The organism is Sphingomonas sp. CBMAI 2297, from assembly GCF_029870595.1.
GTDB lineage: Bacteria > Pseudomonadota > Alphaproteobacteria > Sphingomonadales > Sphingomonadaceae > Sphingomonas.
Genome location: NZ_JAPDIR010000004.1, coordinates 1 through 26,081 on the forward strand (window position 1 = coordinate 1; position 26,081 = coordinate 26,081).

The window sequence follows — 26,081 nt, forward strand, 5'->3', positions numbered from 1 at the left end:
GCAGTTGATCGAAGTTCATCTCAACTCTCCTGAGGTCCGAACGGCCCCGTCGCGCCCGCGGCCGTTCGGACCTCAGGAGAGTTGAGATGAACTTCGATCAACTGCTCGCCGTGCCGGGCCTGGCCTGGCTGATCCTCGCCGCGCTGCTCGCCATCGCCGAGCTGCTCGCGCCGGGCATCTTCCTGGTCTTCATCGCCGCCGGCGCCGCGGTCACCGGCATCGTCACCCTGCTGGTGCCGGCATTCGACCTGGTGTTCGAAGTGTTCCTGTTCGCGGGCGCCTCCGCGGCGGCGGTGGCGGTCGGGCGGCGCTGGTATCGCGCCAATCCGGTACCGAGCCAGGATCCGCTGCTCAACGATCGCGTCGCCCGGCTGATCGGCCAGGTGGTAACCGTGGTCGAGCCCATCGTATCGGGCCAGGGCCGGGTGAAGGTGGGCGATGGCGAATGGCTGGCGAGCGGCCCGGATGCGCCGGTGGGCGCGCAGGTCCGCATCATCGGCGGCCGGGGCGGTTCGCTCGACGTCGAGCCTGCCTGATGTCTCTTTCTTCGTCATCCCCGCGCCGGCGGGGATGACCGCCGTTTCGAGGAATTCCGAATGAACACCACTCGCCGCCAGTTGCTGCTCGGCGCGGGCTCGACGCTCGCGATCGCCGGCACGCCCGCCGGGGCCCGCGCGCTGCTGGCCGATAGTGACGCGCCGGCCCAGGCGCTGATCGACCGGATCGCCGAGCAGATGCTGCGCGACTATCCCGAGACGGCGACCACGCTGGGCGTCGACAAGGACAAGCGCGCGAACCTGAAGCACCAGCTGATGGATCGCTCGGTCAAGGGCCAGGCGCGGATCGCGGCGAATCTGAAAAAGGGGCTGGCCGATCTGGCGAAGCTCGACACCAACGCGCTGAGCCCGGCGATGCGCACCCATGTCGACGTGATCCAGGCGAGCTTCTCCAACGCGCTCAAGGGCTTCGCCTTCGGCTATGGCGACGTGGCCACCGGCAGCTGGCGCAACTCGCCCTATGTCGTGGTCCAGAATGTCGGTGCGTTCCTCGACTTGCCGCGCATGCTGGACAGCGACCACCAGATCGCGACGCCGGAGGACGGCGAGGCCTATCTCGACCGGCTGGAGAGCTATGCCGAGCAGGTCGACGGCGAAACCGAGCGGCTCAAGCGCGCGGCGGCCCGGGGCGTGATCGCGCCCGACTTCCTGCTCGACAAATGCCTGAAGCAGATCCGGCTGGCCCGCAGCGGCAATCCCGCCGGCTGGGGCGTGGTCACCTCGGTCGCCAATCGCACCGCGGGCATGGACGGCGATTTCGGCGAGCGTGCGTGGCTGCTCGCGAAGGACAGGCTGGCGCCCGCGCTCGACCGGCAGATCGCCGAATTGCAGAAGCATCGTGCCCGCGCGACCAGCGATGCCGGAGTGTGGAAGTTCAAGGACGGCGACGCCTATTATGCCTGGGCATTGAGCGCCGGCACCACGACGGCGATGACGCCCGACGAAGTCCATCAGATGGGCCTGGACCAGCTGGCGAAGATCCAGTCCGAGATGGACGCGATCCTGAAGAAGCAGGGCTATTCGCAGGGCCCGGTCGGCGCGCGGATGGAGGCGCTGGCCAAGGATCCGCGCTTCGCCTTTCCCGAGGGCGATCCGGGCCGCGCGGAGATCCTCAAATTCCTCAACGAGCGCATCGCCGACATTCGCGGCCGCATGCCCCAGGCCTTCCACACGCTGGTGAAGGGCAATGTCGAAGTGAAGCGGCTGCCGCCCGAGGAGGAGCCCGGCGCGCCCGGCGCCTATGGCGGCGCGGGATCGATCGACGGCGCGATCCCGGGCAAGTTCTGGATCAACCTGCGCACCACCAGCCTGCACACCCGCTTCAGCCTGCCCGACCTTGCCTATCACGAAGCGATTCCCGGCCATGTCTGGCAGGGCGAATATGCCAATCGGATGCCGCTGATCCGCTCGATCCTGGCCTTCAACGCCTATTCGGAAGGCTGGGCGCTCTATGCCGAGCAGCTGGCCGACGAGCTGGGCGTCTATGCCGAGAATCCGGCGGAGAAGCTCGGCTATCTCCAGTCGCTCGGCTTTCGTGCCTGCCGGCTGGTCGTCGATACCGGCCTCCATGCCAAGCGCTGGACCCGGCAGCAGGCGATCGACTGGTTCGTCACCGCCAATGGCTCGTCGGTGGAGGAAGTCTCGGGCGAGGTCGATCGCTATTGCTCCTGGCCGGGCCAGGCATGCGGCTACAAGGTGGGGCATAGCGAGATCAATCGCCTGCGCGACCATGCCAAGGCCGCGCTGGGCGAGCGCTACGACTTCCGCGCGTTCAACGATGCGGTGGTGCTGGGCGGCAATGTGCCGATGACCGTGCTGGGCCATGTGATCGACCGGCACATCGCCGAACGCAAGGGCTGATGGCCTGGCGCCCGCGCCATGCGATCGTCGCGGCGCTGCTGTTGGGAGTGGAAGTGCTGATCGCGCTCCATGTCCGGGATCGCTTCGTGCGGCCCTATCTGGGCGATGTGCTGGCGGTGATCCTCGTCCATTGCAGCCTGCGCGCGGTGCTGCCGATCCGGCCCCTGCCCGCCGCGGCGGCGGCCTTCGCGATCGGCGCGCTGATCGAGTTCGGCCAGGCGATCCATATCCTCGACCTGCTCGGGCTGCGCGGCAACCGGGTCGTCGCGGTGGTGCTCGGCGGCAGCTTCGAGTGGCTCGATTTCCTCGCCTATGCCGCGGGCGCCGGGATCGCGCTGGCGGTTGATCGAAGAGTATTGCCGAACTAATACAGTTGGCGAACCACAAGGGGGCTGGAAACGGTGGCGTTGCGGCGGGCGCGGCATGAATTCTGGGGCGACGGCCCCGCCTATCGCGCGATCGGCGGCTTCACCTATCACCGCCTCGCCGCCACGGCGCCCGAGCACGAGGTCGAGACGCACACGCATGACGAGGCGCATTTCGTGCTCGTCCTTTCGGGCGCGTATAAATCCTCGGCCAGGGATGCGCCCCCGGTCTCGCGCACGCCGCTGCTGGTGTTCAACCCGCCCGGCACCACGCACCGCGACCGGTTCCATAACGGCCAGGGCAGCTTCCTCGCCATCTCGGGCGGATATGCGCGCGGCGAAGGGCCGGCGGTGCGGGTGCTCGATCCCTATGCGATCTGGACGGCGCACGCCGTCGCGGCGCAGTTCGACCGCGCGGCGCCCTCTCCCCTCGCCTTTGACGGGCGCGCGCACCAGCTGGTCGCCAGCGTGCAGCCGCTCTCGTCCGACGAGGCGCGACGTGCCGCCAGGCCGCCTTCCTGGCTGCGCCGGGTATTCGAGATGAGCTTCACCGCCGACGACCCGGAACTATGCGTCGCCGACCTTGCCCGCGAGGCGGGGGTGCACCCGGTGCACCTTGCCCGCGTCTTTCGCCGCTATCTCCATTGCACCCCGGGCGAGTTGCTGCGCGGGCGGCGGCTGGAACGGGCGGCGGCCATGCTGGGACGCGGCACCGCCTCGCTGGCGGAAGTGGCCTATGCCACGGGCTTTGTCGATCAGGCGCATCTGAGCCACGCTTTCCGGGACGCGTTCAGCGCCACGCCGGCCCGCTGGCGGCGCGAGGTTGCGCGGATACAAGACGGTGGCGCGCCGCCCGCGCAGAGCGGCGGACCCAACCGATGAAAGGGTCTCGATGCGTACCGCCTTCCTCTCCGTCCTGCTCGCCGCCGCAATGACCCTCCCGGTTCCCCTCGCCGCGCAGGGTGCGGCCCAGGATCTCGTCGGGCTCTGGGTCGCGAAGAAGCGCTTCGGCCCGGATGTGCGCGGCACGCTCACCCTGGTCCGGGATGCGTCGGGCTGGCGGGCCGAAATCGCCGGACGCGAGGCGGCGGTGACGCAGGCGGGCGACACGCTGCGCTTCACGCTGGCGGGCGAGCGGGGCGGCTTTCGCGGGCGGATCGAGGGCGACCGCATCCGCGGCCATTGGATCCAGCCCCGGAGCGTCACCGGCGGCATGCGCTATGCGACGCCGGTAGTGCTCGCCGCCGCCGGCCCGTCGCTGTGGCGCGGCGAGGTGCGGCCGCTCGACGAGACCTTCACGCTCTATCTGAAGATCGACCGCGAGGCGGATGGGCGGCTCGGCGTGTTCCTGCGCAATCCGGACCGCAATATCGGCCGCAACGTCGACCTCAGGCATGTCGAGCTGAAGGACGGCCATGTGCGGCTGCTCGGCAAGCCCGGCGGCGCGGCCGAGGAAGTGGAAATCGCCACCGGCAGCTTCGATGCCGGCAACCGCCTGCTCTCGATCGCCATTCCCGGGCGCGGCAACAGCTATGATTTCGAGCCGGCGGGCGCGTTGAGCGACTTCTATCCCCGCCCCGGCCTCACGGCGCCCTATGCCTATCGCGCGCCGCTGCCCAGGCAGGACGGCTGGCCGGTCTCGACGCTGGCGGCGGAAGGGATCGACCGCGCGGCGATCGAGCGCTTCGTCCAGATGCTGATCGACCAGCCGATCGACTCGGTCCACGCCCAGGATATCCATGCCGTGCTGATCGCCCGCCACGGCCGGCTGGTGCTCGAGGAATATCTCCACGGCACCGACGGCGATGCCCTGCACGACACGCGCTCGGCCGCGAAGAGCCTCACTTCGGTGCTGATCGGCGCGGCGATGCAGCAAGGCACGCGGATCGGGCCGGAAACGCCGGTCTATGCCACGATGGAGAAGGCGCTCCCCGCCGATCTCGATCCGCGCAAGCGGGCGATGACGCTGGGCGACCTGCTCGGCATGGCATCGGGGTTCCACTGCGACGATCGCGATCCCAAGGCCCCGGGCAATGAGGACGTGATGCAGGACCAGGAGGCCCAGCCGGACTGGTATCGCTATGCGCTCGACCTGCCGATGGTCGCGGCACCGGGGGCGAGCCGCGTCTATTGCAGCACCAATCCCAACCTTGCCGGCGGCGTGCTGGCGCGCGTGACCGGCGAGCCGCTGGAGCAGAGCTTCGACCGGCTGATCGCCCGGCCGATGCAGTTCGGGCCCTATGCCCTCAACCTGCAGCCGACCGGCGAGCCCTATATGGGCGGCGGCGCGCAGTTCCGGCCGCGCGATTTCATGAAGCTCGGCCAGCTGATGCTCGACGGCGGCACCTGGCGGGGCAAGCGCATCCTGAGCGCCGACTGGGTGCGGCGCTCCACCGCCCCGAGCGGCGAGCTGCGCGGGCTGCACTATGGCTATCTCTGGTGGGGGATCGACCTGCCCTGGCGGGGCACGAAGCTGCCGGCCTTCTATGCGGCGGGCAATGGCGGCCAGGTGGTGATCGTGGTGCCGAAGCTCGACCTGGTCGTCGCGATCTTCGGCGGCAATTACGGGGACAAGGTGATGTACGTGCCCCAGGAGAAATACACGCCGGACCATATCCTGCCGGCGATACGCTGAAACACGCGGGCTCGCCCGGCCGGATGCCGGGCGAGCCCGCGCGGATCTCAGCTCTTGGTGCCGAACAGCCCCGAGGCGAGGCCGCCGAGCTGGCCGAGCACGCCCTCGCCGCCCTCCTGCATCAGCTGCGAGAAGCGGCCGAGCGAACCCTCGCCGCCGATATGGCCGATGATCTCCTGGAGCTTCTCCACCGGCAGCCCGGTCGCCGAGGCGGCGCCTTCGGCGGTGTCGGTGTCCATCGGATGGAATTTGGCGAGCGCCTGCACCGCCTGCTCGACATGCTCGGGCGAAAGCCCGACCTTGGCCGCGAGATTGGCCACGTCCACGTTCTGCGAAACCTGGCCGAGAATGCCGTCGAGAATGCTCATATGCTTGCTCCCGTTACGAATGGTCGGAACGGGAGCAGGCTTAGCACAGCTTGGCGCGGGCGCCCACAATTTCCCCCGGCATCCGGCCGGGAAAAGCGCGACGGATCAGGCCGAAACCTTAGGCGCCGCCTCACGCACGCCCGCATCGACATGGTCGGCGAACTGGGCGAAATTCTCGACGAACTGGTCGACCAGCCTGCCGGCGGTCGCGTCGTAGTCCGCCTTGTTCGCCCAGGCCGCGCGCGGGTCGAGGATCGCGCCGTCCACCCCCGGCACCGCTATGGGCACCATGAAGCCGAAATTGGGATCCTTGCGGAACTCCGCCTGGGCCAGGCTGCCGTCGAGCGCGGCATTGAGCAGCGCCCGAGTCACCCGGATCGGCATGCGCTTGATGCCCGGATCGGTGGCGCGCCCGCCGCTCCAGCCGGTATTGACCAGCCAGCAATCCACGCCGCCCTTCGCGATCCGCTCCTTGAGCAGATTGCCGTACACCGCCGGATGGCGCGGCATGAAGGCGGCGCCGAAACAGGTGGAGAAGGTCGCCTCGGGCTCCGTCACGCCGATCTCGGTGCCGGCCACCTTGGCGGTATAGCCCGAGAGGAAGTGATACATCGCCTGATCGGGCGTGAGCTTGGCGATCGGCGGCATCACGCCAAAGGCATCCGCGGTCAGGAAGATGATGTTGCGCGGCACCGGGCCGAGATTGCGCTCGGAAGTGTTGGGAATGAAGTCGATCGGATAGGCGCCGCGGCTGTTCTCGGCGAGGCTGTTGTCCGCAAGATCGAGCGCGCGGCTCTCCTCGTCCATCACGACATTCTCGAGCACCGTGCCGAAGCGCTTCGTCGTGGCGAAGATCTCCGGCTCGGCCTCGGCCGAGAGGTTGATCATCTTGGCATAGCAGCCGCCCTCGAAGTTGAACACGGCGGTGTCCGACCAGCCATGCTCGTCGTCGCCGATCAGCGTGCGCGAAGCGTCCGCCGAGAGCGTGGTCTTGCCGGTGCCCGACAGGCCGAAGAACACCGCGGTATCGCCGTTCGCGCCGATATTGGCCGAACAGTGCATCGGCATGATGCCGTCCTGGGGCAGCAGATAGTTGAGCAGCCCGAAGACGCTCTTCTTCATCTCGCCGGCATAGGCGGTGCCGCCGATCAGGATCAGCTTCTCGCTGAAGCTGACCGCGATCACCGTCTCGCTGCGGCAGCCATGGCGCTCCGGATCGGCGCGGAAGCTCGGCAGGTCGACGATCGTGTATTCCGGCACGAAGCCGGCAAGGTCCCCGGCCGGCGGACGTACCAGCATCGTGCGGATGAACAGATTGTGCCAGGCCAGCTCGTTGATCACGCGCACGTTGACACGGTGCTCGGCCTGCGAGCCCCCATGGAGATCCTGCACGAAGAGCGTGTCGCGATCCGCCAGCGCGGCAAGGAAATCGGCCTTGAGGGCGGCGAAATGCGCCGGGCTCATCTCCTTGTTGACCTTGCCCCACCACACGCTGTCCTCGGTAGTGGCGTCGCGGACGATGAACTTGTCCTTCGCCGAACGGCCGGTGTGCTTGCCGGTGGTGACGACCAGCGGGCCGTCCTGGGCGAGCTTGCCCTCGCCGCGGCGCACGGCATGCTCGACGAGCTGCGCGGTCTCCAGGTTCCAGATGATGTCGGCGTCCGTCCCGATGCCCATGGCATCGAGACCATGGCGCGGCGTGCGCTCGGTCAAATTAGCCTCCGTCTCCAAGTGCTTGCCCGGATTGTTGCCCTCCGGTGCAATAATATTGCGCGGCCTTGGACCTCAGCCGGACGGGGGTCAACCCGAGTAAACGTTGTCAGCCGATTGAGCGGCAAAGAACTTTCGGTTACGCCACGGATTCAATGGATCCGAGTGCCGCACAAGCATGACCGCAACGATCGCGTTGGTCGATGACGACCGCAACATCCTCACCTCCGTCTCGATCGCGCTGCAGACCGAGGGTTTCCTCACACGCGTCTATTCGGACGGCGAAAGCGCCCTGAAGGCACTGATCGACAATCCCCCCGACCTGGCGGTGCTCGACATCAAGATGCCGCGGATGGACGGGCTCGAGCTGCTCCGCCGGCTGCGCGAGAAGAGCACCATCCCGGTGATCTTCCTCACCAGCAAGGACGACGAGCTGGACGAGGCGCTCGGCCTGGCGATGGGCGCGGACGACTATATCGCCAAGCCGTTCAGCCAGCGGCTGCTGATCGCGCGGATCCGTGCGATCCTGCGCCGCACCGAAGCGACGCAGCCCAGCGCGGAAGGGGGCGAGGAAGTGACCGCCGAGGCGCTGGAGCGCGGGCGGCTCACCATGGACCCGGCGCGCCACCGCGTGACCTGGAACGGCATCAACGTGACGCTGACCGTCACCGAGTTCCTGATCCTGGAGACGCTGGCGCAGCGCCCGGGCATCGTGAAGACGCGCAATCAGCTGATGGATGCCGCCTATCAGGACGACATCTATGTCGATGACCGCACCATCGACAGCCACATCAAGCGCGTGCGCCGCAAGTTCCGGCAGGTCGACTCGGAGTTCGACGCCATCGAGACGTTGTATGGCGCGGGCTACCGGTTCTCGGACGAATAGGGACGAGCGCGACCTCGCGCTCAAATGGTCCAATCGCGTCAGCCTGACGCCGCGCATCCTCGCGGTGAACATCTTCGCGCTGGCGCTGCTGGGCGGCGGCTTCTCCTATCTCGATTCCTATCGCAGCCGGATCGTGGACAGCCGGGTGGAGCAGGCCGGGCGCGAGGTGCGGCTGATCGCCCAGGCCCTGGCCTCCGCCAAGGACGAGAAGCGCCGCGACCTGCTGGTGCTCAGCCTGGCGCGCGACACCGGCACGCGCATCCGCCTGTTCAACGAAAAGGGGAAATTGCTCGCGGACAGCAAGGCGCTGGGCCTGCGCAACGTGGTGCTGCGCGATCCGGACAAGGACCCCTGGGGGCTGGAGGCGGCGCGCTTCCTGGATGCGGTGATCGACACGGTGGCGGGAGCCGACCGTGCGCCGCTCTATCGTGAGCGGCCGGCGGACCAGGGGCTCGACTGGCCGGACGTGCGCACCGCCCTCTCAGCCCATGGCACTCCGGCGACCGTCTGGCGCGCGCCCGATCGCACGCCGGTGATCACCGCCGCCGCGCCGATCACCGAGCTGGGCGTGGTGATGACCACGGTGAACGCGCGCGACATCACCCAGACGGTGCGGGCCGAGCGCTTCCGCCTGGGCATGGTCCTGCTGTTCGTCTCGGTCTTCTCCATCCTGCTCTCGCTGTTCCTGGCGCGCACGATCGTGCGGCCGCTGCGCCTGCTCGCGCGGGCCGCGATCCGGGTAAGGCTGGGCCGGGCGCGCGAAGTGGTGGTGCCCCGCCTGCCCGATCGGAGCGACGAGATCGGCCTGCTCGCCCGCGCGCTGTCCGACATGACCCAGGCGCTGCGCGCCCGGATCGACGCGACCGAGGCCTTTGCCGCCGACGTCACGCACGAGCTCAAGAACCCCCTCGCCTCGCTGCGTTCGGCGGTGGACGGCATGGCGGCGGTGAAGAAGAAGGAACATCGCGACCAGCTGCTCGAGATCGTGCGCGACGACGTGCTGCGCCTGGACCGGCTGATCACCGACATCTCCGAGGCTTCCCGCCTCGATGCCCAGCTCAGCCGCGCCACCTTCGAGCCGGTCGATATCGGCGCGATGATCCAGGCGCTGCTCGACCAGCGCGAGGCCCGCGGCATTCCGAACGGCATCCGCATCGCCTTCGATCGCGGGCCCAATGTCGAACTCACCGTGCTCGGCGAAGGCGCGCGGCTGGAGCGGGTGTTCGAGAATTTGATCGAGAACGCCATCTCCTTCTCGCCGCCCAGGAGCCTGATCGCGATCTCGGCATCCAGCGATGAGGACTATCTCACCGTCCGGGTGGAGGACGAGGGCCCCGGCGTGCCCGAGGAAGCGCGCGACAACATCTTCCGCCGCTTCCATTCGGTGCGCCCGCAGGACGAGGCATTCGGCCAGCATTCCGGCCTGGGGCTTGCCATCGCCCGCACGATCGTCGAGGGCCATCAGGGGAGCATTTCAGTCGAATCGCGGGAGGATCGATTGAGCGGGGCGCGATTCGTGGTGCGACTGCCACTGACGGGACGCAATTGATGGCGGAGCTGTCCTCGGAAGCGATTATGGGCGCCTGCGTGGCGATCGACGGGCGCGGCGTACTGATCGAGGCGCGCGACGAGGCGCAGCGCACCGACCTGCTGCTCCGCCTGCTGGATCGCGGCGCCACGCTGGTGGCCGATACGCGCACCGTCTGCGTGCGGCGCGGCGCCGAGCTGCGCGGCACGGCGCCCGCGGGCGCCGCCGGCCGCATCGAGATCCGCGGCATCGGCGCGGTGGAGCTCCCCAGCCTCGCCGAAGTGCCGGTGGCGCTGATCGCGGTGGTGCTCGACACCGCGCCGCGCCTGCCCGAGGACCGGCGGACCCAGCGCATCGCCGGCGTCGACGTGCCGGTGATCGCGCTCGCTCCCAACGAGCCGGCCGCGCCGATCAAGGTCGAATATGCGCTGAAGGCGTTCGCATGACGAGCAAGCGCCCGAAACAGATATTGCTCGTCACCGGCATGTCCGGCGCGGGCAAGTCGACGGTGCTGCGCACGCTCGAGGATCTGGGCTGGGAGACCGTCGACAACCTGCCCCTGCTGCTGCTCAACCGCCTGCTCGACACGGCGCCGGGCGATGCCGACGACGATCGGCCGCTGGCCATCGGCATCGGTACCCAGACGCGCGGCTTCGATCCGGAGAACATCGTCCGCCGCATCAAGAAGCTGCGCGAGGACCATGGCCATGACGTCGGCACGCTCTTCCTCGAATGCTCGGGCGCCGAGCTGGAGCGGCGCTATTCGGAGACGCGCCGCCGCCATCCGATGGCCCAGGACCGCCCGGCGCAGGACGGAATCGCGCACGAGCGCGAGCTGCTCACCCCGCTTCGCAGCTGGGCGAACCGGCTGATCGACACGACCGACCTGAGCGCCAACGAACTCGCCCAGCAGATCCGCACCACCTTTTCGGGCGCGGGCCTGGGCGATACCGTGATCTCGGTCGTCTCGTTCGGCTTCGCCCGCGGGCTGCCGCGCGATGCCGATCTGGTGTTCGACATGCGCTTCCTGCGCAATCCGCATTGGGATCCGGAGCTGCGCCCGGGCACCGGCAAGGATCCCCGGGTGGCCGCCTATATCGCGGCCGACCCGGCATATCCGGCGGCGATGACCCAGATCGAGTCGCTGCTGCTCCTGCTGCTCCCGCGCTACCAGGCCGAGGGAAAGGCATATGTTACGATAGCGTTCGGATGCACCGGAGGCCGCCACCGCTCGGTGCATGTCGCCGAACGGATGGCCGCGCGGTTGCGCGACGCGGGTTTTTCGCTCACGGTGACGCATCGTGATACGAAGACCGCGCCGCAGGACTCGCTGGAGGGGGCCCCGGTGACCACGGCAGGGGGCGGAGTTTGAGATGATCGGTTTGGTGCTCGTGACGCACGGACGACTCGCGGAGGAGTTCGTAGTCGCGATGGAGCATGTAGTGGGCAAGCAGGAGCAGGTCGCCTCGATCTGCATCGGGCCCGAGGACGATATGGAAGGTCGCCGCGCGGATATCGCCGCGGCGATCAAGAGCGTCGATTCGGGCCGGGGCGTGATCGTGCTGAGCGACCTGTTCGGCGGCACCCCTTCGAACCTCGCCATTTCGCTGATGGAAGCGGGCCGGGTCGAGGTGATCGCCGGGATCAACCTGCCGATGCTGATTCGCCTGGGTAGCGCGCGCAAGACGATGAAGGTCACCGAAGCGGTGGCCGCGGCGCGCGATGCCGGCCGGAAATACATCACCATCGCATCCGAAGTGCTGGGAGAGGCCGCCGCTTGAACCGCTGCATCCGCATGGTCACGATCGAGAACAAGCGCGGCCTGCACGCGCGCGCCAGCATGGCCTTCGTGACGCTCGCCACCGCCCAGCCGGTCGAACTCACTGTCGAGAAGGACGGCAACACCGCCTCGGGCACTTCGATCCTCGACCTGATGATGCTCGGCGCCGCCAAGGGCGATACCATCTCGATCAGCGCCGAGGGCGATGGCGCGGACGGCGCGGTCCAGGCGCTGGTCGCGCTGGTCGAGGCGCGGTTCAACGAGGAATAGCCTCGGGCGGAAATTGGCATTAGGGCATCGCCGATGCCTCGCGAGATAACTGCCTTTTCCAATCCCCTCATCAAGCGCGTCCGCAACCTGCGCGACAAGAAGCATCGCCGCGAGGAAGGCCTGTTCCTGGCCGAGGGCCTGCGCATCCTCACCGAGGCGCACGAGGCCGGGCGCGTCCCGCACTATCTGTTCTTCGCCCGCGACATGGCTGGCCATGCCCTGGTCCGCGCGCTGGTCTCCGCCACCGAGGCGGCCGGCGGCGAAGCGATCGAGACCAATGCCGACATCCTCTCCAAGCTCTCGGGCAAGGACAATCCCGGCGCGGTGGTGGGCGTCTATCCCGAGTTCGCGGTCACCCTGGCAGATCTCGACCGGAACCGGGCGGGCATCTGGCTGGTCGCCGAGCGGCTGCGCGACCCGGGCAACATGGGCACCATCCTGCGCACCGCCGATGCGGTGGGCGCCGGCGGGCTGATCCTGATCGACGATTGCGTCGACCCCTTCTCGGTCGAGGCGGTGCGGGCGAGCATGGGCGCCCTGTTCACCGTGCCGGTGGCGCGGGCGGGCTGGGGCGATTTCCTCGTCTGGCTGCGCCAGGGCCCTGGCCAGCTGGTCGGCCTCAGCCTCGACACCGAGCACGACTATCGCGCGCCCCGCTACGAAGCGCCCACCTTCCTGCTCACCGGCAACGAGGCGCAGGGCATGCCCGGCTTCATGGCCGAGGCCTGCGATCTGCTCGTCAAGATTCCGATGCTCGGCAAGGCAGACAGCCTGAACGCCGCGGTGGCCACCGCGGTGATGGCCTATGAAGTGCTCGGCCAGCAGCGAAGCTGAACCCCCGATAATCGTTACGGCCATGGAGCGTTCAGCCCGGCCCGCGCATTGCTCGCGACAAAGAGGAGTGAGACATGCGCATTTCGACCATCGCCGCCGCCAGCCTGATCGCGCTGACCGCCCTGCCCGCCACCGCCCAGGCCCAGGACGCGTATCGCGCTTCGGGCACCGAGCCCTTCTGGAGCCTGACTATCGGCGCGCGGACGATGCGCTTCGAGGCGCCCGGCCGCCCCACCGTGAGCGTGCCCACGCCCCGGGTGATCCACGGCTTCGCCGGCGAGATCTGGCAGACGCGGCGGATCGACGTGAACACCAACCACCGCCAGTGCAGCGACGGGATGAGCGACCGCGTCTATCCCGACACGGTGACCGTCCGGGTGGACGGCCGGACCTTCACGGGCTGTGGCGGCGAGCCGCGTGCCCAGGCCGGCGCGAGCGTGATCGACGGCAATTGGCGGATCGAAGCGCTGGACGGCCGGCCGGTGCTGCGCGGCTCCAGCCCGGTGGTCGCGTTCGAAAACGGCCGCATCTCGGGCAGCACGGGCTGCAACCGCTTCTCCGGCAGCTATGACTTCGCCCGCGGCCGGCTAAGCATCGGCGGCGTGGCCAGCACCAAGATGGCCTGCCTCGATCGCGGTCGGAACCTGCAGGAGCGGGCCATTCTCGACCTGCTCGGCGAGCGCCTGACCGTGTCGGGCAACCGCGCCGGCAAGCTGGTGCTCACCGGCGCGCGCGGCCGAACCATGACCCTGGTCCGCGCCCGGCCCTGAACCAGGGTCAAGCCCGGCCAGCTTCTCGCCATCCGACCAGGGTCTCGTCATCCCGCAAAGGCGGGGATGGCGAGAGGGGGAATGCGGGCTCCGAACCCCGGCAGGCCCCGGGCTATTCCGCCGCCGCCTCGTCCGACGGGCCCGTCACCAGCTTGGTGAGCGGGCGCGGCGCGCTCTCGACCATCGGCAGCGGCTCGATCTCCTTGGCGCCGCTCGACACTTCCAGCGCCTCGAAACGCTTGGCCTGAGTCATCACCTGGCTCTCCAGGCTGCCGACCATCGCATTATAGGCCCCCGTCGCCTGTTCGAGGTTGCGGCCCATCCGGGCGACATGGCCGCCCATCGTCGCGAGCCGCGAATGCAGCTCCTTGCCGAGCCGGGCGATCTCCGCCGCTTCCTCGGCCAGCTTCTCCTGCCGCCAGACGCTGGCGACGGTGCGGGCGATCGCGACGAGATTGGTGGGCGTGGCGAGCAGCACGCGGCGCTCGAACGCCCATTCCCACAGCGCATCGTCCTGCTCCAGCGCCGCGGTGAGGAAATGCTCGCCGGGGATGTAGAGGATCACATAATCGGCCGCGTCGCCGAACTGCGCCCAGTAATTCTTCGAGCCGAGCTGCTCGGCATGCCGGCGGATCGCGGCGGCATGCGCGGCGAGATGGGCGACGCGGCTGCCCTCGTCATGCGCCTCGCTGGCGTCGAGAAAGGCGTTGAGCGAGCATTTCGCGTCGATGATCAGCTTCTTGCCGCCGGGCAGGCGCACGATCACGTCGGGGCGCAGCCGCCCGTCCTCGGTGTTAACCGAAACCTCGGTCTGGAAATCGGCATGCTGCGACAGGCCGGCCTGCTCGAGCACGTTGCGCAGGCTCTGCTCGCCCCAGCGGCCGCGCGCCTTGGGGCTGGCCCGCAGCGCATTGACCAGCTTGGCGGTCTCGTCACGCACCTGGCTGTGGCCGGCATGGAGCTGCTGCACCGCCTCGCGCAGCGCCTGATAGCTGCCCACCCGCTCCTTCTCGACTGCGCTCAGGCCCTGCTGATAGCGCGTCAGCGTCTCCTGCACCGGGGCGAGCAGCGCCTTCATCTTCGCTTCGTTGGTCTCCCCCGCCTGGGCGAAGCGCTGGTCTGCCCGCTCCAGGAAGCTCTTCTGCGATTCGCCCAGGATGCGGTGGGCCAGCTCGGCGAAGCGGCTCTCCATGCCGCTGGTCTCGGCCTTGAGGCTGGCCAGCTCGATCTGGGCGCGGCCGAGATCGGCGGCGGCGGCCTTGAACTCCGCCTCACGGGCATCGCGCTCCGAACGCATCTGCGCCGCCGGACGCCCACCCAGGAACATGCCCAGGCCGAGCCCGGCGACGAGCGCGGCGACCGCAACCAATAGCGCCAGCAGATCCAACCCAAGCCTCCCGAAAAGTCACAAAAGCCCTAACCCCATCGCGCGCGGCTGCCCCAGCGGGCACATGCCCCGCGCGGGGCCGTTCACCACCGGAACATAATTCGAACGGCAAGCGTAGGACAGCGCGAATTTCCGCCGCCCACGCAAAAGCCGCGGACGTTTCCGCCCGCGGCTCGCGATTGCACGGGAATGCGCCGGCTCAGGCCGCGGCGCGGCGCGCCTTGTTGAGCTTCTTGAGGATCATGTCGCGCTTCAGCCGCGAGAGATGATCGATGAAGACGATGCCCTGAAGATGATCCATCTCGTGCTGGATGCAGGTGGCGAGCAGGCCCTCGAACAGCTCGTCGTGCGCGCCGCCCTTCTCGTCCAGCCACTTCACCCGGCAGCGCGCGGGGCGCTCGACATCGGCGAACTGCTCCGGGATCGACAGGCAGCCTTCGGTATAGACGGACTGTTCCTCGGCCGGATCGAGGATCTCGGGATTGATGAAGACGCGCGGCTCGCGGATCGGCTTGCCTTCCTCGTCTTCCTTTTCCTGGAGATCCATCACGATCACGCGCTTCGGCACGCCCACCTGGATGGCGGCAAGGCCGATGCCCGGCGCGTCGTACATGGTGTCGAACATGTCCGCGATCAGGTCGCGCAACTCGTCGGTCACCTCCGCAACGGGTTCGGAGATGAGGCGCAGGCGCGGATCGGGTACTTCGACGATGGGTAGAATGGCCATCGGTCTAATTTAGGCTGGCCGGGCGTGTGTCGCAAGATTTGGTTCACGCGAAGGCGCGGAGGAGAAGAAGGTGGTTCGCGCAGAGGCGCAGAGAGCGCAGAGGGGTTCAGCGCCGCGCAAGCGGCGCCCCTCCCATCCCAGGGTTTCCACGATCCTGCCGCTGACGCGGCGCCCAGGCTCACCGCGAGCGGAACCTCTCTGCGCCTCTGCGCGAACAAAAATCTCCGCGCCTTCGCGTGAACGGATTTCAGGCCACCGGCCGCCGCGCGCGCAGCGCCTGGGCCAGCGTGCCTTCGTCGAGATAGTCGAGCTCGCCGCCCACCGGCAGGCCATGGGCGAGCTGGGTGACCCGCACCGGATAGGTCTCGATCCGCTCGGCGATATAGTGGGCGGTGGTCTGGCCCTCGAGCGTGGCGTTCATCGCGAGCACCACTTCATCGATCCCGCCGGCGGCGATGCGCGCGACCAGCCGGTCGATGCGCAGATCCTCCGGCCGCACGCCCTCCAGCGCGGAGAGGCGGCCGCCGAGCACATGGAAGCGGCCCGGGAAGAGCCGCGAGCGATCGAGCGCCCACAGGTCCGCCACTTCCTCGACCACGCAGAGCGATCGCACGTCCCGGCGCGGATCGGCGCAGATCTGGCAGGGGTCCGACGTGTCGACATTGCCGCAGACCCCGCAGGTGGCGAGGTTGCGGCTCACCGCGCCCAGCGCCGACAACAGCGGATCGAGCGCCGTCTCGCGCTTCTTGAGCAGATGCAGCACCGCGCGCCGCGCCGAGCGCGGCCCGAGGCCGGGCAGTCGCGACAGGGCCTGGGTGAGCGCTTCGATCTCGGGAGATGCCATGGGCGGAAATGTAGCCATGCGGGAACAGAAAGGAAACCATGCCGTTTCCGGCGATTATCCCGTTTGAGCAGGTATGTGCTCCCCGGCGAAGGCCGGGGCCCGGTCGCGGCATGTGCGCGAGGGCGCAGTGCCGTCGAGGGGCCTTCGCAACCGGGCCCCGGCCTTCGCCGGGGAACTGCTTCGCGCTACATGCTTGAAGGGGATAATCGCTCCGTTTCCGCGCGATGCCGCCATCGTCGCCGCGGCCCGCGCGGGGATGACGGAAAGGTGCCGGACGGCTAGAGACCCGCCCATGCGAGTGATATTCATGGGAACGCCCGAATTCGCCGTGCCGGTGCTCGACGCGCTGGTCGAGGCCGGGCACGACGTCGTGGCGGCTTACAGCCAGCCTCCGCGCGCCGGCGGGCGGCGGGGCAAGGCGCTCACCCCCTCCCCGGTGCATGCCCGAGCGGAGGAACTGGGGATCGAAGTGCGGACCCCGCTCTCCTTCCGCAAGGACCCCGAGGCGCTGCCGGCGTTCGAAGCGCTTGAAGCCGATGTCGCGGTGGTCGCCGCGTACGGCCTGATCCTGCCCCAAGCGGTGCTCGACGCGCCCAAGCACGGCTGCCTCAACGTCCATGGCTCGCTGCTGCCGCGCTGGCGCGGCGCCGCGCCGATCCAGCGCGCGATCCTGGCGGGCGACGCGGAGACCGGCGTCGGCATCATGCAGATGGAAGCCGGGCTCGATACCGGCCCGGTGCGGCTCGAGGAGCGGTCGCCGATCGGGCCACACGACAGCAGCGGCGTGCTCACGCACCGCCTGTCGCATCTCGGCGCCCGGCTGATGGTGCAGGTGCTGGGCGACCTGGAGCGCTACCCCGCCCAGCCGCAGCCGGAGGAAGGCGTCACCTATGCCGCCAAGATCGACAAGTCCGAGGCCCGGATCGACTGGGCCATGGGCGCGCGGCAGGTCGATCGCCAGGTCCGCGCCTTCAACCCGGCGCCCGGCGCCTGGTTCGAGCATGCCGGCGAACGCATCAAGATCCTGACCGCGCATGTCCAGAGCGCGTCCGACAATCCGGGCGACGTTCACTATCGCACCACGCCGGGGCTCGTCCTGGACGCGCAGCTGGCGATCGGCTGCGGCAACGGCGCGATCCGCCCGGATAGCGTGCAGCGCGCGGGACGTGGCGTCATGACGGTGACCGAGCTACTGCGCGGCTTCCCCATTCCGCCGGGGACCCGGCTTTGACGCGCTTCGCGCTGACGGTGGAGTTTGACGGCCGGCCCTTCATGGGCTGGCAGCGGCAGGACCATGGCCCGAGCGTGCAGCAGGCGATCGAGGAAGCCGCCTTCGCGGTCACCGGCGAGCGCGCCGCGGTGCAGGCGGCGGGGCGCACCGATGCCGGGGTCCATGCGCTCGGCATGCGCGCGCATCTCGACATCGAAAAGCCGATCACCGCCTTCCGGCTGATGGAAGCGCTCAATGCGCGGGTGCGGCCCAATCCGGTGGCGATCCTCGATTGCGTCGAGGTCGCGGACGATTGGCACGCGCGTTTCTCGTGTGTTGCCCGTCATTATGAATATAGAATCTCAACAAGGCGCGCGCCGCTCACCTGGGAGAAGGGCCTTGCCTGGCGCGTGATTCCGCCGCTCGACGCGGGGCTGATGGCCGAGGGTGCGGCCCGGCTGCTGGGGCGGCACGACTTCACCACCTTTCGCTCGGCCCATTGCCAGGCCGACAGCCCGTTGCGCACGCTCGACCGGCTCGACGTGGTGCAGGACGGGGAGCGGATCAGCGTGTTCGCCTCGGCGCGCTCCTTCCTCCATCACCAGGTGCGCTCAATGGTGGGATGCCTGGTGCTGGTCGGCCAGGGGCGCTGGAGCCCCGAGGACATGACCGCGGCGCTGGAAGCCCGCGACCGCGCGGCGCTGGGCCTCAACGCCCCGTCGGACGGACTGTTCTTCCTGCGGGCGGACTATCCCCCAGATCCCGCGCCCTGAAATCGCGCGGGCCCTAGCGGCTGAAGCGCGCCGCGAGCTCGACATGGGTCGACCAGCGGAACTGGCCGACGGGCTGGATCCAGTCGAGCGTATAGCCCCCCTCGCACAATATCTCCGCATCCCGTGCGAACGTGCTGGGATTACAGGAGACATAGGCGATGCGCGGCGCCCTGGCCCTGGCCAGCTCCCCCACCTGCTCGCGCGCGCCGGCACGGGGCGGATCGAGGACCACGGCATCGAACTTGTCGAGATCGGTGCCGGTAACCGGGCGGCGGAACAAGTCGCGATGATCGGCGAAGACCAGCCGGCGGGCCTGGCCTGCGGCGGCCTTGAGCGACAGGATCGAGTCGCGCGCCGCCTCGGCCGCATAGACCTTGGCCATGGGGAAGGCGAAAGTGAAGGTGCCGAGCCCGGCGAACAGATCGGCAACGGTGCCGGCATCGCCGGCGATCTCGCGAACCGCCGAGACCAGCGCCGCCTCGCCCTCGGCGGTGGCCTGGAGGAAATTGGCCGGCGGGAACGGCACGGCGACTCCGCCCAGCGTGATGGTGACCGGATCCGGCTCCCAGCGCGCGGTGGGGCCCAGCCCCTCGTCCATCGCGAAGCGCGCCAGCTGGTGGCGATGGGCGAAGGCGGTGATCGCCTCGGCCGCGGCCAGCCCCTCGGCCTCCAGCCCGTCGAGCAGCACGTCCACGCCCTGGTCGGCCCTGGCGAGATGGACGTTGATCCGCCGCGAACCCGGCAGCAGCGCGGCGAGCAGGCCCCGCAGCGGCGCGAGCAGCGCGAACAGCTCGGGGGCGAGGACATGGCATTCCTGCAGGTCGATCAGATTGTGGCTGCCCTGCGCGGTGAAGCCGAGATGGACCTGGCGGCCGCGGCGCTCGGCATGGAGCGTGGCGCGGCGGCGGGTGCGCGGCGGCGACAGCTGGGGCACGCGGATCTCGGTCTCGAGCTTGTGCTGGGCCAGCGCGCCGGCGATCCGGTCGACGATGAAGCCGCTCCACGCCGCATCGTCGAGATGCTGGAGCTGGCAGCCGCCGCACGTCGGGAAATGGCGGCAGGGCGGCTCGCGGTGGTGTGGGCCGGGAACGATGCTGCCATCGGCGCCGATCCGGTCGCCGGGCGCGGCCAGGGGCACATGGCGGCCATCGGCGGTGACGCCGTCGCCGCGCGCCGCTACCTTCAGGACTTCGCTCAGAGACATTCGGCGATCGCTTGGGGAAGATGCATCGGCAGCGCATCGGCGATGAAGGCCGGCCCTGCAAGAGCGGCAGCGCGGGCATGCAGCCAAACCGCTGTCTCGGCGGCGTTTTTATTGCCGGTCGCGACCTGGGCGGCGAGCGTGCCGGCAAGTATGTCGCCGGTGCCCGCGGTCGAGAGCCAGGACGAGGCGCCCGCCAGCACGCGCACTTCGCCCCGCGGCGCGGCGATCACCGTATCGGCCCCTTTATGGATCACGGTCGCCCGGGATTCCGATGCCGCAGCAAGGGTTTGCGAGATCTTGTCCCCATCGCCTTCGAACATGCGGCCGAACTCGCCCTCATGGGGCGTGAGCCAGGTCGCGGCGGTGCGGCGCTGCAGCCAGGCGGTAGCGGATTTTCCCAGCAAGGTCAGTGCGTCCCCATCGAGGATCAGGGGAAGTTCGGCGCCCAGCGCGGCCTTGAGCAGCCCCTCGGCGCGGCGATCGCGGCCCAAGCCGGGGCCGATCAGGATTCCCCCGATACGTTTCTCGGTGAGGAAATCGGCCAGATCGTCGCCATTCGCGATCCGGTGGCGCACCAGGGCGTCTGGCCCCCCGCCGCCACCGCCACCGCCACCGCCGCCTTCATCGCGGCAGGCGAGGATCGTGTAGCCGGCGCCGCCCGCCATGGCGGCATGGGCGGCGAGCCGGGCGGCACCGGGCATGTCGCCTTCCACCACCACGACCAGGCCGCGACTATATTTATGGGCGCGCGGCCCCGGCGCGGCAAGCCTCGGCCGGGCGACGCTGCGCCAGTCGCTCTCCACCGGGATGCCGATATCGGCGAGCAGAACCTGGCCGCAGCGCTCCAGCCCGGCGCCAAGGACGTGCGCGGGCTTGAGCGCGCCCAGCGCCAGCGTCGCGTCGATCCCGCGCGGCGCGCCCAGATCGGCGCCGCTGTCGGTCGCCAGGCCCGAGGGCAGGTCGATCGCGAGCGCGAACCGGGCGGCGGCGACCAGCTCGGCGAGCACCGGCGCGATCCCGCGCTCGAGCGGCCGGGTTAGGCCGGTGCCGAACAGCCCGTCGACCAGCACCGGGCGCGGCCGGGCCTGGTAGAGCGAGCCCACTTCCCCGCCCCAGCGCTCCAGCATCGCCCGCGCGGCGGGGGTGCCGGGCTCGCCGCCGGCCGCGACGGCGACGTCATGGCCGGCTGCCTTCAGCAGCCGCGCGGCGACATAGGCATCGCCGCCATTGTTGCCGGGCCCGGCCAGGACAAGGATCGGGCTGCCCCGGGCGAAGCGCGCCACCGCGCGCGCCACGGCGGCGCCCGCGCGCTCCATCACGTCCAGCTGAGGCTCGCGCCGGAACAGCGCTTCCTCGGCGGCGCGCATCCGGGCGGCGGTGACGATCGGTGCGCCGGGCGGGATCATTTGCCCGGCCCGGCGCCGCGCACCGTCGCGGGCAAGCGATAGCGCGCGCCGCCGATCGCGACTTCGATCAGATTCGCGGCGAGCGGCGTCACCACCGCCTTCTCCGCGCCATCGGCGGCGACCACCCCGCGCCCGTCGGTAGTGACGAGCAGCCGGCGGAAACCGCCATCGGGATGGCGCAGGGTGAGGAACAGCCCGTCCTGCGACTGGACCCGGTCGATCGTGCAGGCATAGGCGAAGCGCTCGGCCCCCGGCGGCGCGCATTCGATGCGCCCCTCGGCCTTTTCCCGCTTCTCCGCCTGAACTTCGTTGCGCGCCTCCGCCGCCTTGTCGCGGACCTGCATGTCGCAGGCGGTGAGGAGGGCGAGAGCAGCCAGCGCAAGTGCGTGCCGCGCGCCGCCCCTCTCCCCAACCCTCTCCCCACGCGCGGGGAGAGGGAGATCTGGTCTAGATATCGGCGAAGACATGGGTTTCGGCGCTGGCTCCCGGGTGCGTTACCGCTCCCTTATAGGCCGGGCCGACATTCCGGGAAAAGCGCCACAGCGCGCCGGACTGATAATCGTTCGCGCGCGGTTCCCATTTCGCGCGGCGCTCGGCGAGCACCGCCTCGGGCACATTGAGGTCGACGGTGCCGGCCTCGGCATCGATGCTGATCTCGTCGCCATCCTCGACCAGCGCGATCGGGCCGCCCTCGGCCGCCTCGGGCCCGACATGGCCGATGCAGAAGCCGCGCGTGCCCCCCGAGAAACGCCCATCGGTGATCAGCGCCACCTTCTCGCCCAGCCCCTGGCCATAGAGCGCCGCGGTGGTCGACAGCATCTCGCGCATGCCGGGCCCGCCCTTGGGCCCTTCATAGCGGATGACCACGACCGTCCCCTCCTCGATCGCATTGGCCTCGACCGCGGCAAAGGCGTCCTCCTCGCGCTCGAACACCTTGGCCGTGCCGGTGAACTGGAGGCGCTTCATCCCCGCGACCTTCACGATCGCGCCCTCGGGCGCCAGCGAGCCGCGCAGCCCGACCACGCCGCCGGTGGGCGTGATCGGCGTCCTGGCGTCGTAGATCACCTTCTGGTCGGGGTTCCAGGTCACCTGCTCGATATTCTCGCCCAGCGTCTTCCCCGTCACCGTCAGGCAGTCGAGGTGGAGGAAACCCTCCGCCGCGAGCGTCTTCATCAGCATGTAGATGCCGCCGGCCTCGTGCATGTCGCGGGCGACATAGCGGCCGCCCGGCTTCAGATCGGCGATATAGGGCGTGGTCTTGAAGATCTCGGCGACGTCGAACAGGTCGAAATCGATGCCCGCCTCATTGGCCATCGCCGGCAGATGGAGCGCGCCGTTGGTCGAGCCGCCGGTCGCCGCGACGATGCGGGCGGCGTTCTCGAACGCCGCGCGGGTGCAGATGTCGCGCGGGCGGATATTGCGGGCGATCAGCTCCATCACCTGGCGGCCCGCCGCGATCGCGATCTCCTCGCGCGACTTATAGGGTGCCGGGGCCATGTTGCTGTTCGGCAGCGACAGGCCGATCGCCTCGGCGACGCAGGCCATGGTGTTGGCGGTATATTGGCCGCCGCACGCGCCATGCCCCGGGCACGCGGCCTTCTCGATCGCGGTGACTTCCGAGAGCGGGCATTTGCCGGCGGCATAGCGGCCGACCACTTCGAACACGTCGATGACGGTGAGGTCGCGCTCCTGGTAGCGGCCCGGCAGGATCGAGCCGCCATAGACGAAGATCGACGGCACGTTGAGGCGCAGCATCGCCATCATCATGCCGGGGAGCGACTTGTCGCAGCCGGCGAAGGTGACGAGCGCATCATAGCAATGGCCGCGGACCGAAAGCTCGACCGAGTCGGCGATGACCTCGCGGCTGACCAGCGAGGACTTCATCCCCTGATGCCCCATGGCGATCCCGTCGGTCACGGTGATCGTGTTGAAGCGGCGCGGCATGCCGCCGCCCTCGTTCACGCCCTGGCGGCACCAGTCCGCCTGCTGGTCGAGCGTGGTGTTGCACGGCGCGCTGTCATTGCCGGCCGAGGCGATGCCGACGAACGGCCGGGCGATCTCCTCCTCGGTGAGGCCCATGGCGTAATAATAGCTGCGGTGCGGCGCGCTCTCGACGCCGACCGAAACATAGCGGCTGGGGAGCTTGGACTTGTCGAATCGCTGGGTCATGATGCGCAAGCCTATGTCGCGAGAAGGAGGTTTTACGCAAGACTATTGCGCAAAGAAATTATCGCGGGGGGGAAGCGCCGTTGCCTCCGCCCTGGGAGAGAGGGGGATTCCGCTCGTCCGCGGCCCTTCGCCTTTCACGCGCAGGCGCGGAGAAGAAGGTGGTTCGCGCAGAGGCGCAGAGAGCGCGGAGGAACCGCGTGCGCGGTAAGTTCAGGTTGTGTATTCCTATTCTCCGACGGCATCCCCGCTATCCCTTCCTCGTCATCCCGCGCAGGCGGGGATCCAGGGCCAGGAGCAAGGACCGTGGGGCTCGGTTCGCCGTTTCCGGCGACCCTGGGTGCGATTGCATCGATTGGCCGATATTACCCTGGATCCCCGCCTGCGCGGGAATGACGGAATGTGCTGATTGGGTGGTGCCCCCCCAAAGCGCCGCGCCGGCGGCGGGAATCCTGGAAGCCCTGCGATGAAGGGCGCCGCTTGCGCGGTACCGAACCCCTCCGCGCCCTCTGCGCCTCTGCGCGAACCAGCTTCTTCATTCTCCGCGCCTTTGCTTGAACACCGGCGGCCTCTGTCGTCGGGGGCGGTAACGGCCAGGTTGCAAGCATCGCGCGTGCGAATATGATGGCCCGATGTGGCAATTGGCTATCCTCGCCCTGGCGTTCACGGCCCCCGCCGGACGGCAAGGCCTTAAGGTCGATGGCGAAGCCTTTGGCGCACCCCGCGCCCTTACCTGCACCTGGTTCACCAACTTCGAGAATAGCCGGTTCGAGCAATGCCGCGATGCGACCGGTAAGCTGCTCCAGGACGGCGATGGGGCATCCATAAAATGCCTTCGGGACATATGCGAGCAATTGGACGCCGCAGCGCGGAAGGCAGCGGGTTGGCGAAAGCCCGAGCCAGTCTGGGGTAGATTCACCGTGCGATTGCGCGGGCGGATCAGCCTCCGCACCCATATGAAGCGCTATCTCGGCGACGCCACGAGAACCGTCCTAATCGAGAGTATCGAAAGCGTCCGCGCAGCGAGATAGGGATAACGGAGGCGGCCAAGCTCAAGTCCGAGCCTTGGCACTTATCCCCTTGCGACAAGGCGTGCCCAATAGCCGGCATCCCTGCGAAGGCGGGGAAAGAACCGCCCGGGATCCCGGCTTTCGCCGCGATGACGGCTTGGGCCGGGACGACGGCCTTGGGGCGGGGAAACGACGGTTATGCGAGCAGATGCTCCGCCAGATCCGCCAGCACGCCCGCCCATTCCTCCACTCCGGCATCCTCGCGGATCAGGTCGTTGCGGATCTCGATCGCGGCCGAGGGGATGCCCTGTCCCTCGGCATGGCGGTTGAGCGTCGCGTTCAGCAGCCGGCCCGAATAGGGCTCGTTGTCGCCGGTGACGAAGCCCCGCCCCTCGAGGAACGCCACCGTCGGACGCGCGGCACGGACGTCGCGATTGTAGAGCACGCCGACCTGCCAGGGGCGATCGATGCCGCCATGCTCCAGACAGGGCGTGAAGCTGTGGATCGAGAGGATCAGCCTGGGCCGCTGCGCGCGGATGCTCTCGCGCAGGACGCGGTGATAGGGCGCGTGGAAGCGGGCGATGCGCGCGGCCTTGTCCACCGTCTCGTTGCCGGGGATCAAATGGCCGTCGCTCCGGTGCGGGATCAGGCCGACATGATCGGGCTCGCGGTGGAGATCGATCACCAGCCGCGAGACGGTGGCGAGGATCGCCGGGCAGCCGAGCCGCGCCGCCAGCGCGCGGGTGACGGCGGCGGCGCCGATATCGATGGCGATATGCTTGTCGAGCAGCGCGGGATCGATGCCGAGATCGATGTCGGCCGGCACGGCGTTGGAGGCATGGTCGCACAGGAGGAGAATGTCGCGCGCGGTACCCTCGAGGATCTCCGCGGCGCTCACCAGGCCGGGCTCCGGCGCGCGCGGAAGGCGGCGAGGCCCTCGGCGAATTCGGCGCCGCCGAACGCGTCCTCGAAGCCCTGGTCGGTCCGCTCCCCGCCCAGGGTTCGCTTGAGCAGGCGGATCGCCTCCGGCGCGTTGCCGGCGATCGCGCTCGCCATGGCGGTGGCGGTGTCGATCGCCTTGCGGGTCTTCAGCTCGACCAGGCCGATCTTGTGCACCTCGTCGGGACGGAGCTTGTCGCCGGTGAAGAGCAGCAGCGCGGCCATGCCCCGCCCCAGCTGCGCTTCCAGCCGGGCGACGTCCTCGCGCGGATAGCCGAGGCCGAGCCGCGCGGGCGTGATCGCGAACTCGGCCTGGGCGCCGGCGATGCGGATATCGGCGGCGAGGATCAGCGCCACCGCCGCGCCGAAACAGCCGCCGTCGATCGCGGCGATCACCGGCATGGGCAGCGCGGCGATCGCCTCGATCCCCTCGCGCATGGCTTCACGGAAGCGGGTGCGGAGCGCCGGATCGGCCTGGAGCCGCTCGAACTCGCGGACATCGGCGCCGGCGGAGAAGATGCCGGGCACGTCGGACCTGAGGATCACGGCGCGGGCATCGCCCACGTCGCGCGCGGCGGCGGCGAGCGCCTGCCAGGCGGCGGTGGGGAGCGCGTTCTTCGCCTCGGGCCTGGCGAGCGCGATGGTGGCGACATGGCCGTTGCGGGTGAGATGGATCATGGCGCGGATCGGCCCGAACGGGGCGCCGCTGTCAAGAGCCGGGTGCGCCGGATGGGGCGGGCTTTCGCCCGCGCCACCGACAGACGTTCTGCTCCCGGCAGTCGATCCGCTGAGGAAAGCATAGGCCGGAAAGGGGAAAGGCCGGGTTTGCGAGCATGGTTAATGTGGAGGGCG

General features: G+C 69.2%; 26 protein-coding genes. 15 read left to right on the forward strand and 11 right to left on the reverse strand.

Annotation, left to right across the window (positions count from 1 at the left end):
- Positions 1–86 precede the first annotated feature (86 nt).
- From OMP43_RS06945 to OMP43_RS06965, 5 genes are read left to right on the forward strand one after another with little or no spacing between them, the layout of a single operon-like run.
- Positions 87–536, forward strand: a complete 450-nt coding sequence (locus tag OMP43_RS06945) for an NfeD family protein (protein WP_280279001.1) — start codon at positions 87–89, stop codon at positions 534–536.
- A gap of 60 nt (positions 537–596) precedes the next feature.
- A complete protein-coding gene (locus OMP43_RS06950; protein WP_280279002.1) occupies positions 597–2,417 on the forward strand; it encodes a DUF885 domain-containing protein in 1,821 nt (606 codons plus the stop codon).
- On the forward strand, positions 2,417–2,785 hold the full coding sequence (locus tag OMP43_RS06955; protein WP_280279003.1) for a DUF2809 domain-containing protein: 369 nt from the start codon (positions 2,417–2,419) through the stop codon (positions 2,783–2,785). Before OMP43_RS06950 ends, OMP43_RS06955 begins: the two co-directional genes overlap by 1 nt.
- 33 nt (positions 2,786–2,818) lie before the next feature.
- On the forward strand, positions 2,819–3,664 hold the full coding sequence (locus OMP43_RS06960) for an AraC family transcriptional regulator (protein ID WP_280279004.1): 846 nt from the start codon (positions 2,819–2,821) through the stop codon (positions 3,662–3,664).
- 10 nt (positions 3,665–3,674) lie between these two features.
- A complete protein-coding gene (locus OMP43_RS06965; RefSeq protein ID WP_280279005.1) occupies positions 3,675–5,417 on the forward strand; it encodes a serine hydrolase in 1,743 nt (580 codons plus the stop codon).
- Positions 5,418–5,464: 47 nt separating this feature from the next.
- Here OMP43_RS06965 and OMP43_RS06970 read toward each other — a convergent pair whose 3' ends face one another.
- Both OMP43_RS06970 and OMP43_RS06975 read right to left on the reverse strand, forming a co-directional pair.
- Entirely contained in the window at positions 5,465–5,785 is a 321-nt protein-coding gene (locus tag OMP43_RS06970; RefSeq protein ID WP_280279006.1) for a hypothetical protein, read from the reverse strand.
- A 105-nt stretch (positions 5,786–5,890) separates the two neighbouring features.
- Complete coding sequence (locus OMP43_RS06975) at positions 5,891–7,498, reverse strand: phosphoenolpyruvate carboxykinase (protein ID WP_280279007.1); 1,608 nt, start codon at positions 7,496–7,498, stop codon at positions 5,891–5,893.
- A gap of 175 nt (positions 7,499–7,673) precedes the next feature.
- Between OMP43_RS06975 and OMP43_RS06980 the strand changes: the two genes are divergently transcribed.
- The 8 genes from OMP43_RS06980 to OMP43_RS07015 all read left to right on the forward strand — a co-directional run bounded on the left by OMP43_RS06980 (position 7,674) and on the right by OMP43_RS07015 (position 13,563).
- Positions 7,674–8,381 carry a response regulator transcription factor gene (locus OMP43_RS06980; RefSeq protein ID WP_280279008.1) on the forward strand — a complete coding sequence of 236 codons (708 nt, stop codon included), beginning with the start codon at positions 7,674–7,676 and terminating at the stop codon, positions 8,379–8,381.
- Positions 8,350–9,930 carry a stimulus-sensing domain-containing protein gene (locus OMP43_RS06985; RefSeq protein ID WP_280279009.1) on the forward strand — a complete coding sequence of 527 codons (1,581 nt, stop codon included), beginning with the start codon at positions 8,350–8,352 and terminating at the stop codon, positions 9,928–9,930. Before OMP43_RS06980 ends, OMP43_RS06985 begins: the two co-directional genes overlap by 32 nt.
- On the forward strand, positions 9,930–10,355 hold the full coding sequence (locus OMP43_RS06990) for an aldolase (RefSeq protein WP_280279010.1): 426 nt from the start codon (positions 9,930–9,932) through the stop codon (positions 10,353–10,355). The genes OMP43_RS06985 and OMP43_RS06990 overlap by 1 nt, the downstream gene beginning before the upstream one ends.
- A complete protein-coding gene (gene rapZ, locus OMP43_RS06995) occupies positions 10,352–11,281 on the forward strand; it encodes an RNase adapter RapZ (protein WP_280279011.1) in 930 nt (309 codons plus the stop codon). Before OMP43_RS06990 ends, rapZ begins: the two co-directional genes overlap by 4 nt.
- Position 11,282: 1 nt before the next feature.
- Positions 11,283–11,690: a PTS sugar transporter subunit IIA gene (locus OMP43_RS07000; protein WP_086129567.1), complete on the forward strand. Its 408-nt coding sequence runs from the start codon at positions 11,283–11,285 to the stop codon at positions 11,688–11,690.
- Complete coding sequence (locus tag OMP43_RS07005) at positions 11,687–11,959, forward strand: HPr family phosphocarrier protein (protein ID WP_086129566.1); 273 nt, start codon at positions 11,687–11,689, stop codon at positions 11,957–11,959. Before OMP43_RS07000 ends, OMP43_RS07005 begins: the two co-directional genes overlap by 4 nt.
- A 33-nt stretch (positions 11,960–11,992) precedes the next feature.
- Complete coding sequence (locus OMP43_RS07010; protein ID WP_280279012.1) at positions 11,993–12,793, forward strand: RNA methyltransferase; 801 nt, start codon at positions 11,993–11,995, stop codon at positions 12,791–12,793.
- A gap of 74 nt (positions 12,794–12,867) precedes the next feature.
- Positions 12,868–13,563, forward strand: coding sequence for an META domain-containing protein (locus OMP43_RS07015; RefSeq protein ID WP_280279013.1), 696 nt, complete (start codon positions 12,868–12,870; stop codon positions 13,561–13,563).
- Positions 13,564–13,675: 112 nt separating this feature from the next.
- Here OMP43_RS07015 and OMP43_RS07020 read toward each other — a convergent pair whose 3' ends face one another.
- From OMP43_RS07020 to recR, 3 genes are all read right to left on the reverse strand, one after another.
- Entirely contained in the window at positions 13,676–14,950 is a 1,275-nt protein-coding gene (locus tag OMP43_RS07020) for a DNA recombination protein RmuC (protein WP_280279014.1), read from the reverse strand.
- Positions 14,951–15,149: 199 nt separating this feature from the next.
- Positions 15,150–15,677, reverse strand: coding sequence for a peptide deformylase (gene def / locus OMP43_RS07025; protein WP_280279015.1), 528 nt, complete (start codon positions 15,675–15,677; stop codon positions 15,150–15,152).
- Between the two features lie 247 nt (positions 15,678–15,924).
- Positions 15,925–16,521, reverse strand: coding sequence for a recombination mediator RecR (recR, locus tag OMP43_RS07030; protein ID WP_280279016.1), 597 nt, complete (start codon positions 16,519–16,521; stop codon positions 15,925–15,927).
- A gap of 292 nt (positions 16,522–16,813) precedes the next feature.
- Between recR and fmt the strand changes: the two genes are divergently transcribed.
- A complete protein-coding gene (gene fmt, locus OMP43_RS07035) occupies positions 16,814–17,752 on the forward strand; it encodes a methionyl-tRNA formyltransferase (RefSeq protein ID WP_280279017.1) in 939 nt (312 codons plus the stop codon).
- Positions 17,749–18,504 (forward strand): tRNA pseudouridine(38-40) synthase TruA, encoded by a 756-nt coding sequence (truA, locus tag OMP43_RS07040; RefSeq protein WP_280279018.1) that lies wholly within the window; start codon positions 17,749–17,751, stop codon positions 18,502–18,504. Before fmt ends, truA begins: the two co-directional genes overlap by 4 nt.
- 13 nt (positions 18,505–18,517) lie before the next feature.
- On the opposite strand, the gene OMP43_RS07045 is transcribed toward truA, so the two are convergent.
- From OMP43_RS07045 to OMP43_RS07070, 6 genes are all read right to left on the reverse strand, one after another.
- Positions 18,518–19,708: a class I SAM-dependent RNA methyltransferase gene (locus tag OMP43_RS07045; protein ID WP_280279019.1), complete on the reverse strand. Its 1,191-nt coding sequence runs from the start codon at positions 19,706–19,708 to the stop codon at positions 18,518–18,520.
- A complete protein-coding gene (locus OMP43_RS07050) occupies positions 19,699–21,114 on the reverse strand; it encodes an NAD(P)H-hydrate epimerase (RefSeq protein WP_280279020.1) in 1,416 nt (471 codons plus the stop codon). Before OMP43_RS07050 ends, OMP43_RS07045 begins: the two co-directional genes overlap by 10 nt.
- Complete coding sequence (locus OMP43_RS07055) at positions 21,111–21,458, reverse strand: hypothetical protein (RefSeq protein ID WP_280279021.1); 348 nt, start codon at positions 21,456–21,458, stop codon at positions 21,111–21,113. Before OMP43_RS07055 ends, OMP43_RS07050 begins: the two co-directional genes overlap by 4 nt.
- A gap of 103 nt (positions 21,459–21,561) precedes the next feature.
- A complete protein-coding gene (ilvD, locus tag OMP43_RS07060) occupies positions 21,562–23,283 on the reverse strand; it encodes a dihydroxy-acid dehydratase (protein ID WP_280279022.1) in 1,722 nt (573 codons plus the stop codon).
- A gap of 1,203 nt (positions 23,284–24,486) precedes the next feature.
- On the reverse strand, positions 24,487–25,188 hold the full coding sequence (locus OMP43_RS07065; RefSeq protein WP_280279023.1) for an N-formylglutamate amidohydrolase: 702 nt from the start codon (positions 25,186–25,188) through the stop codon (positions 24,487–24,489).
- A complete protein-coding gene (locus OMP43_RS07070; RefSeq protein WP_280279024.1) occupies positions 25,185–25,907 on the reverse strand; it encodes an enoyl-CoA hydratase/isomerase family protein in 723 nt (240 codons plus the stop codon). Before OMP43_RS07070 ends, OMP43_RS07065 begins: the two co-directional genes overlap by 4 nt.
- Between the last annotated feature and the right edge of the window lie 174 nt (positions 25,908–26,081).

Coding starts and splice junctions, on each gene's coding strand:
- OMP43_RS07045 (WP_280279019.1), bottom strand. CDS start 19,708: ATGTCTCTGAGCGAAGTCCTGAAGGTAGCGGCGCGCGGCGACGGCGTC.
- recR (WP_280279016.1), bottom strand. CDS start 16,521: ATGGCATCTCCCGAGATCGAAGCGCTCACCCAGGCCCTGTCGCGACTG.
- OMP43_RS06965 (WP_280279005.1), top strand. CDS start 3,675: ATGCGTACCGCCTTCCTCTCCGTCCTGCTCGCCGCCGCAATGACCCTC.
- def (WP_280279015.1), bottom strand. CDS start 15,677: ATGGCCATTCTACCCATCGTCGAAGTACCCGATCCGCGCCTGCGCCTC.
- OMP43_RS07055 (WP_280279021.1), bottom strand. CDS start 21,458: ATGCAGGTCCGCGACAAGGCGGCGGAGGCGCGCAACGAAGTTCAGGCG.
- OMP43_RS06980 (WP_280279008.1), top strand. CDS start 7,674: ATGACCGCAACGATCGCGTTGGTCGATGACGACCGCAACATCCTCACC.
- OMP43_RS07050 (WP_280279020.1), bottom strand. CDS start 21,114: ATGATCCCGCCCGGCGCACCGATCGTCACCGCCGCCCGGATGCGCGCC.
- OMP43_RS06945 (WP_280279001.1), top strand. CDS start 87: ATGAACTTCGATCAACTGCTCGCCGTGCCGGGCCTGGCCTGGCTGATC.
- fmt (WP_280279017.1), top strand. CDS start 16,814: ATGCGAGTGATATTCATGGGAACGCCCGAATTCGCCGTGCCGGTGCTC.
- OMP43_RS07000 (WP_086129567.1), top strand. CDS start 11,283: ATGATCGGTTTGGTGCTCGTGACGCACGGACGACTCGCGGAGGAGTTC.
- OMP43_RS06970 (WP_280279006.1), bottom strand. CDS start 5,785: ATGAGCATTCTCGACGGCATTCTCGGCCAGGTTTCGCAGAACGTGGAC.
- OMP43_RS07070 (WP_280279024.1), bottom strand. CDS start 25,907: ATGATCCATCTCACCCGCAACGGCCATGTCGCCACCATCGCGCTCGCC.
- OMP43_RS06950 (WP_280279002.1), top strand. CDS start 597: ATGAACACCACTCGCCGCCAGTTGCTGCTCGGCGCGGGCTCGACGCTC.
- ilvD (WP_280279022.1), bottom strand. CDS start 23,283: ATGACCCAGCGATTCGACAAGTCCAAGCTCCCCAGCCGCTATGTTTCG.
- OMP43_RS07010 (WP_280279012.1), top strand. CDS start 11,993: ATGCCTCGCGAGATAACTGCCTTTTCCAATCCCCTCATCAAGCGCGTC.
- OMP43_RS06990 (WP_280279010.1), top strand. CDS start 9,930: ATGGCGGAGCTGTCCTCGGAAGCGATTATGGGCGCCTGCGTGGCGATC.
- rapZ (WP_280279011.1), top strand. CDS start 10,352: ATGACGAGCAAGCGCCCGAAACAGATATTGCTCGTCACCGGCATGTCC.
- OMP43_RS06955 (WP_280279003.1), top strand. CDS start 2,417: ATGGCCTGGCGCCCGCGCCATGCGATCGTCGCGGCGCTGCTGTTGGGA.
- OMP43_RS07015 (WP_280279013.1), top strand. CDS start 12,868: ATGCGCATTTCGACCATCGCCGCCGCCAGCCTGATCGCGCTGACCGCC.
- OMP43_RS06985 (WP_280279009.1), top strand. CDS start 8,350: ATGGCGCGGGCTACCGGTTCTCGGACGAATAGGGACGAGCGCGACCTC.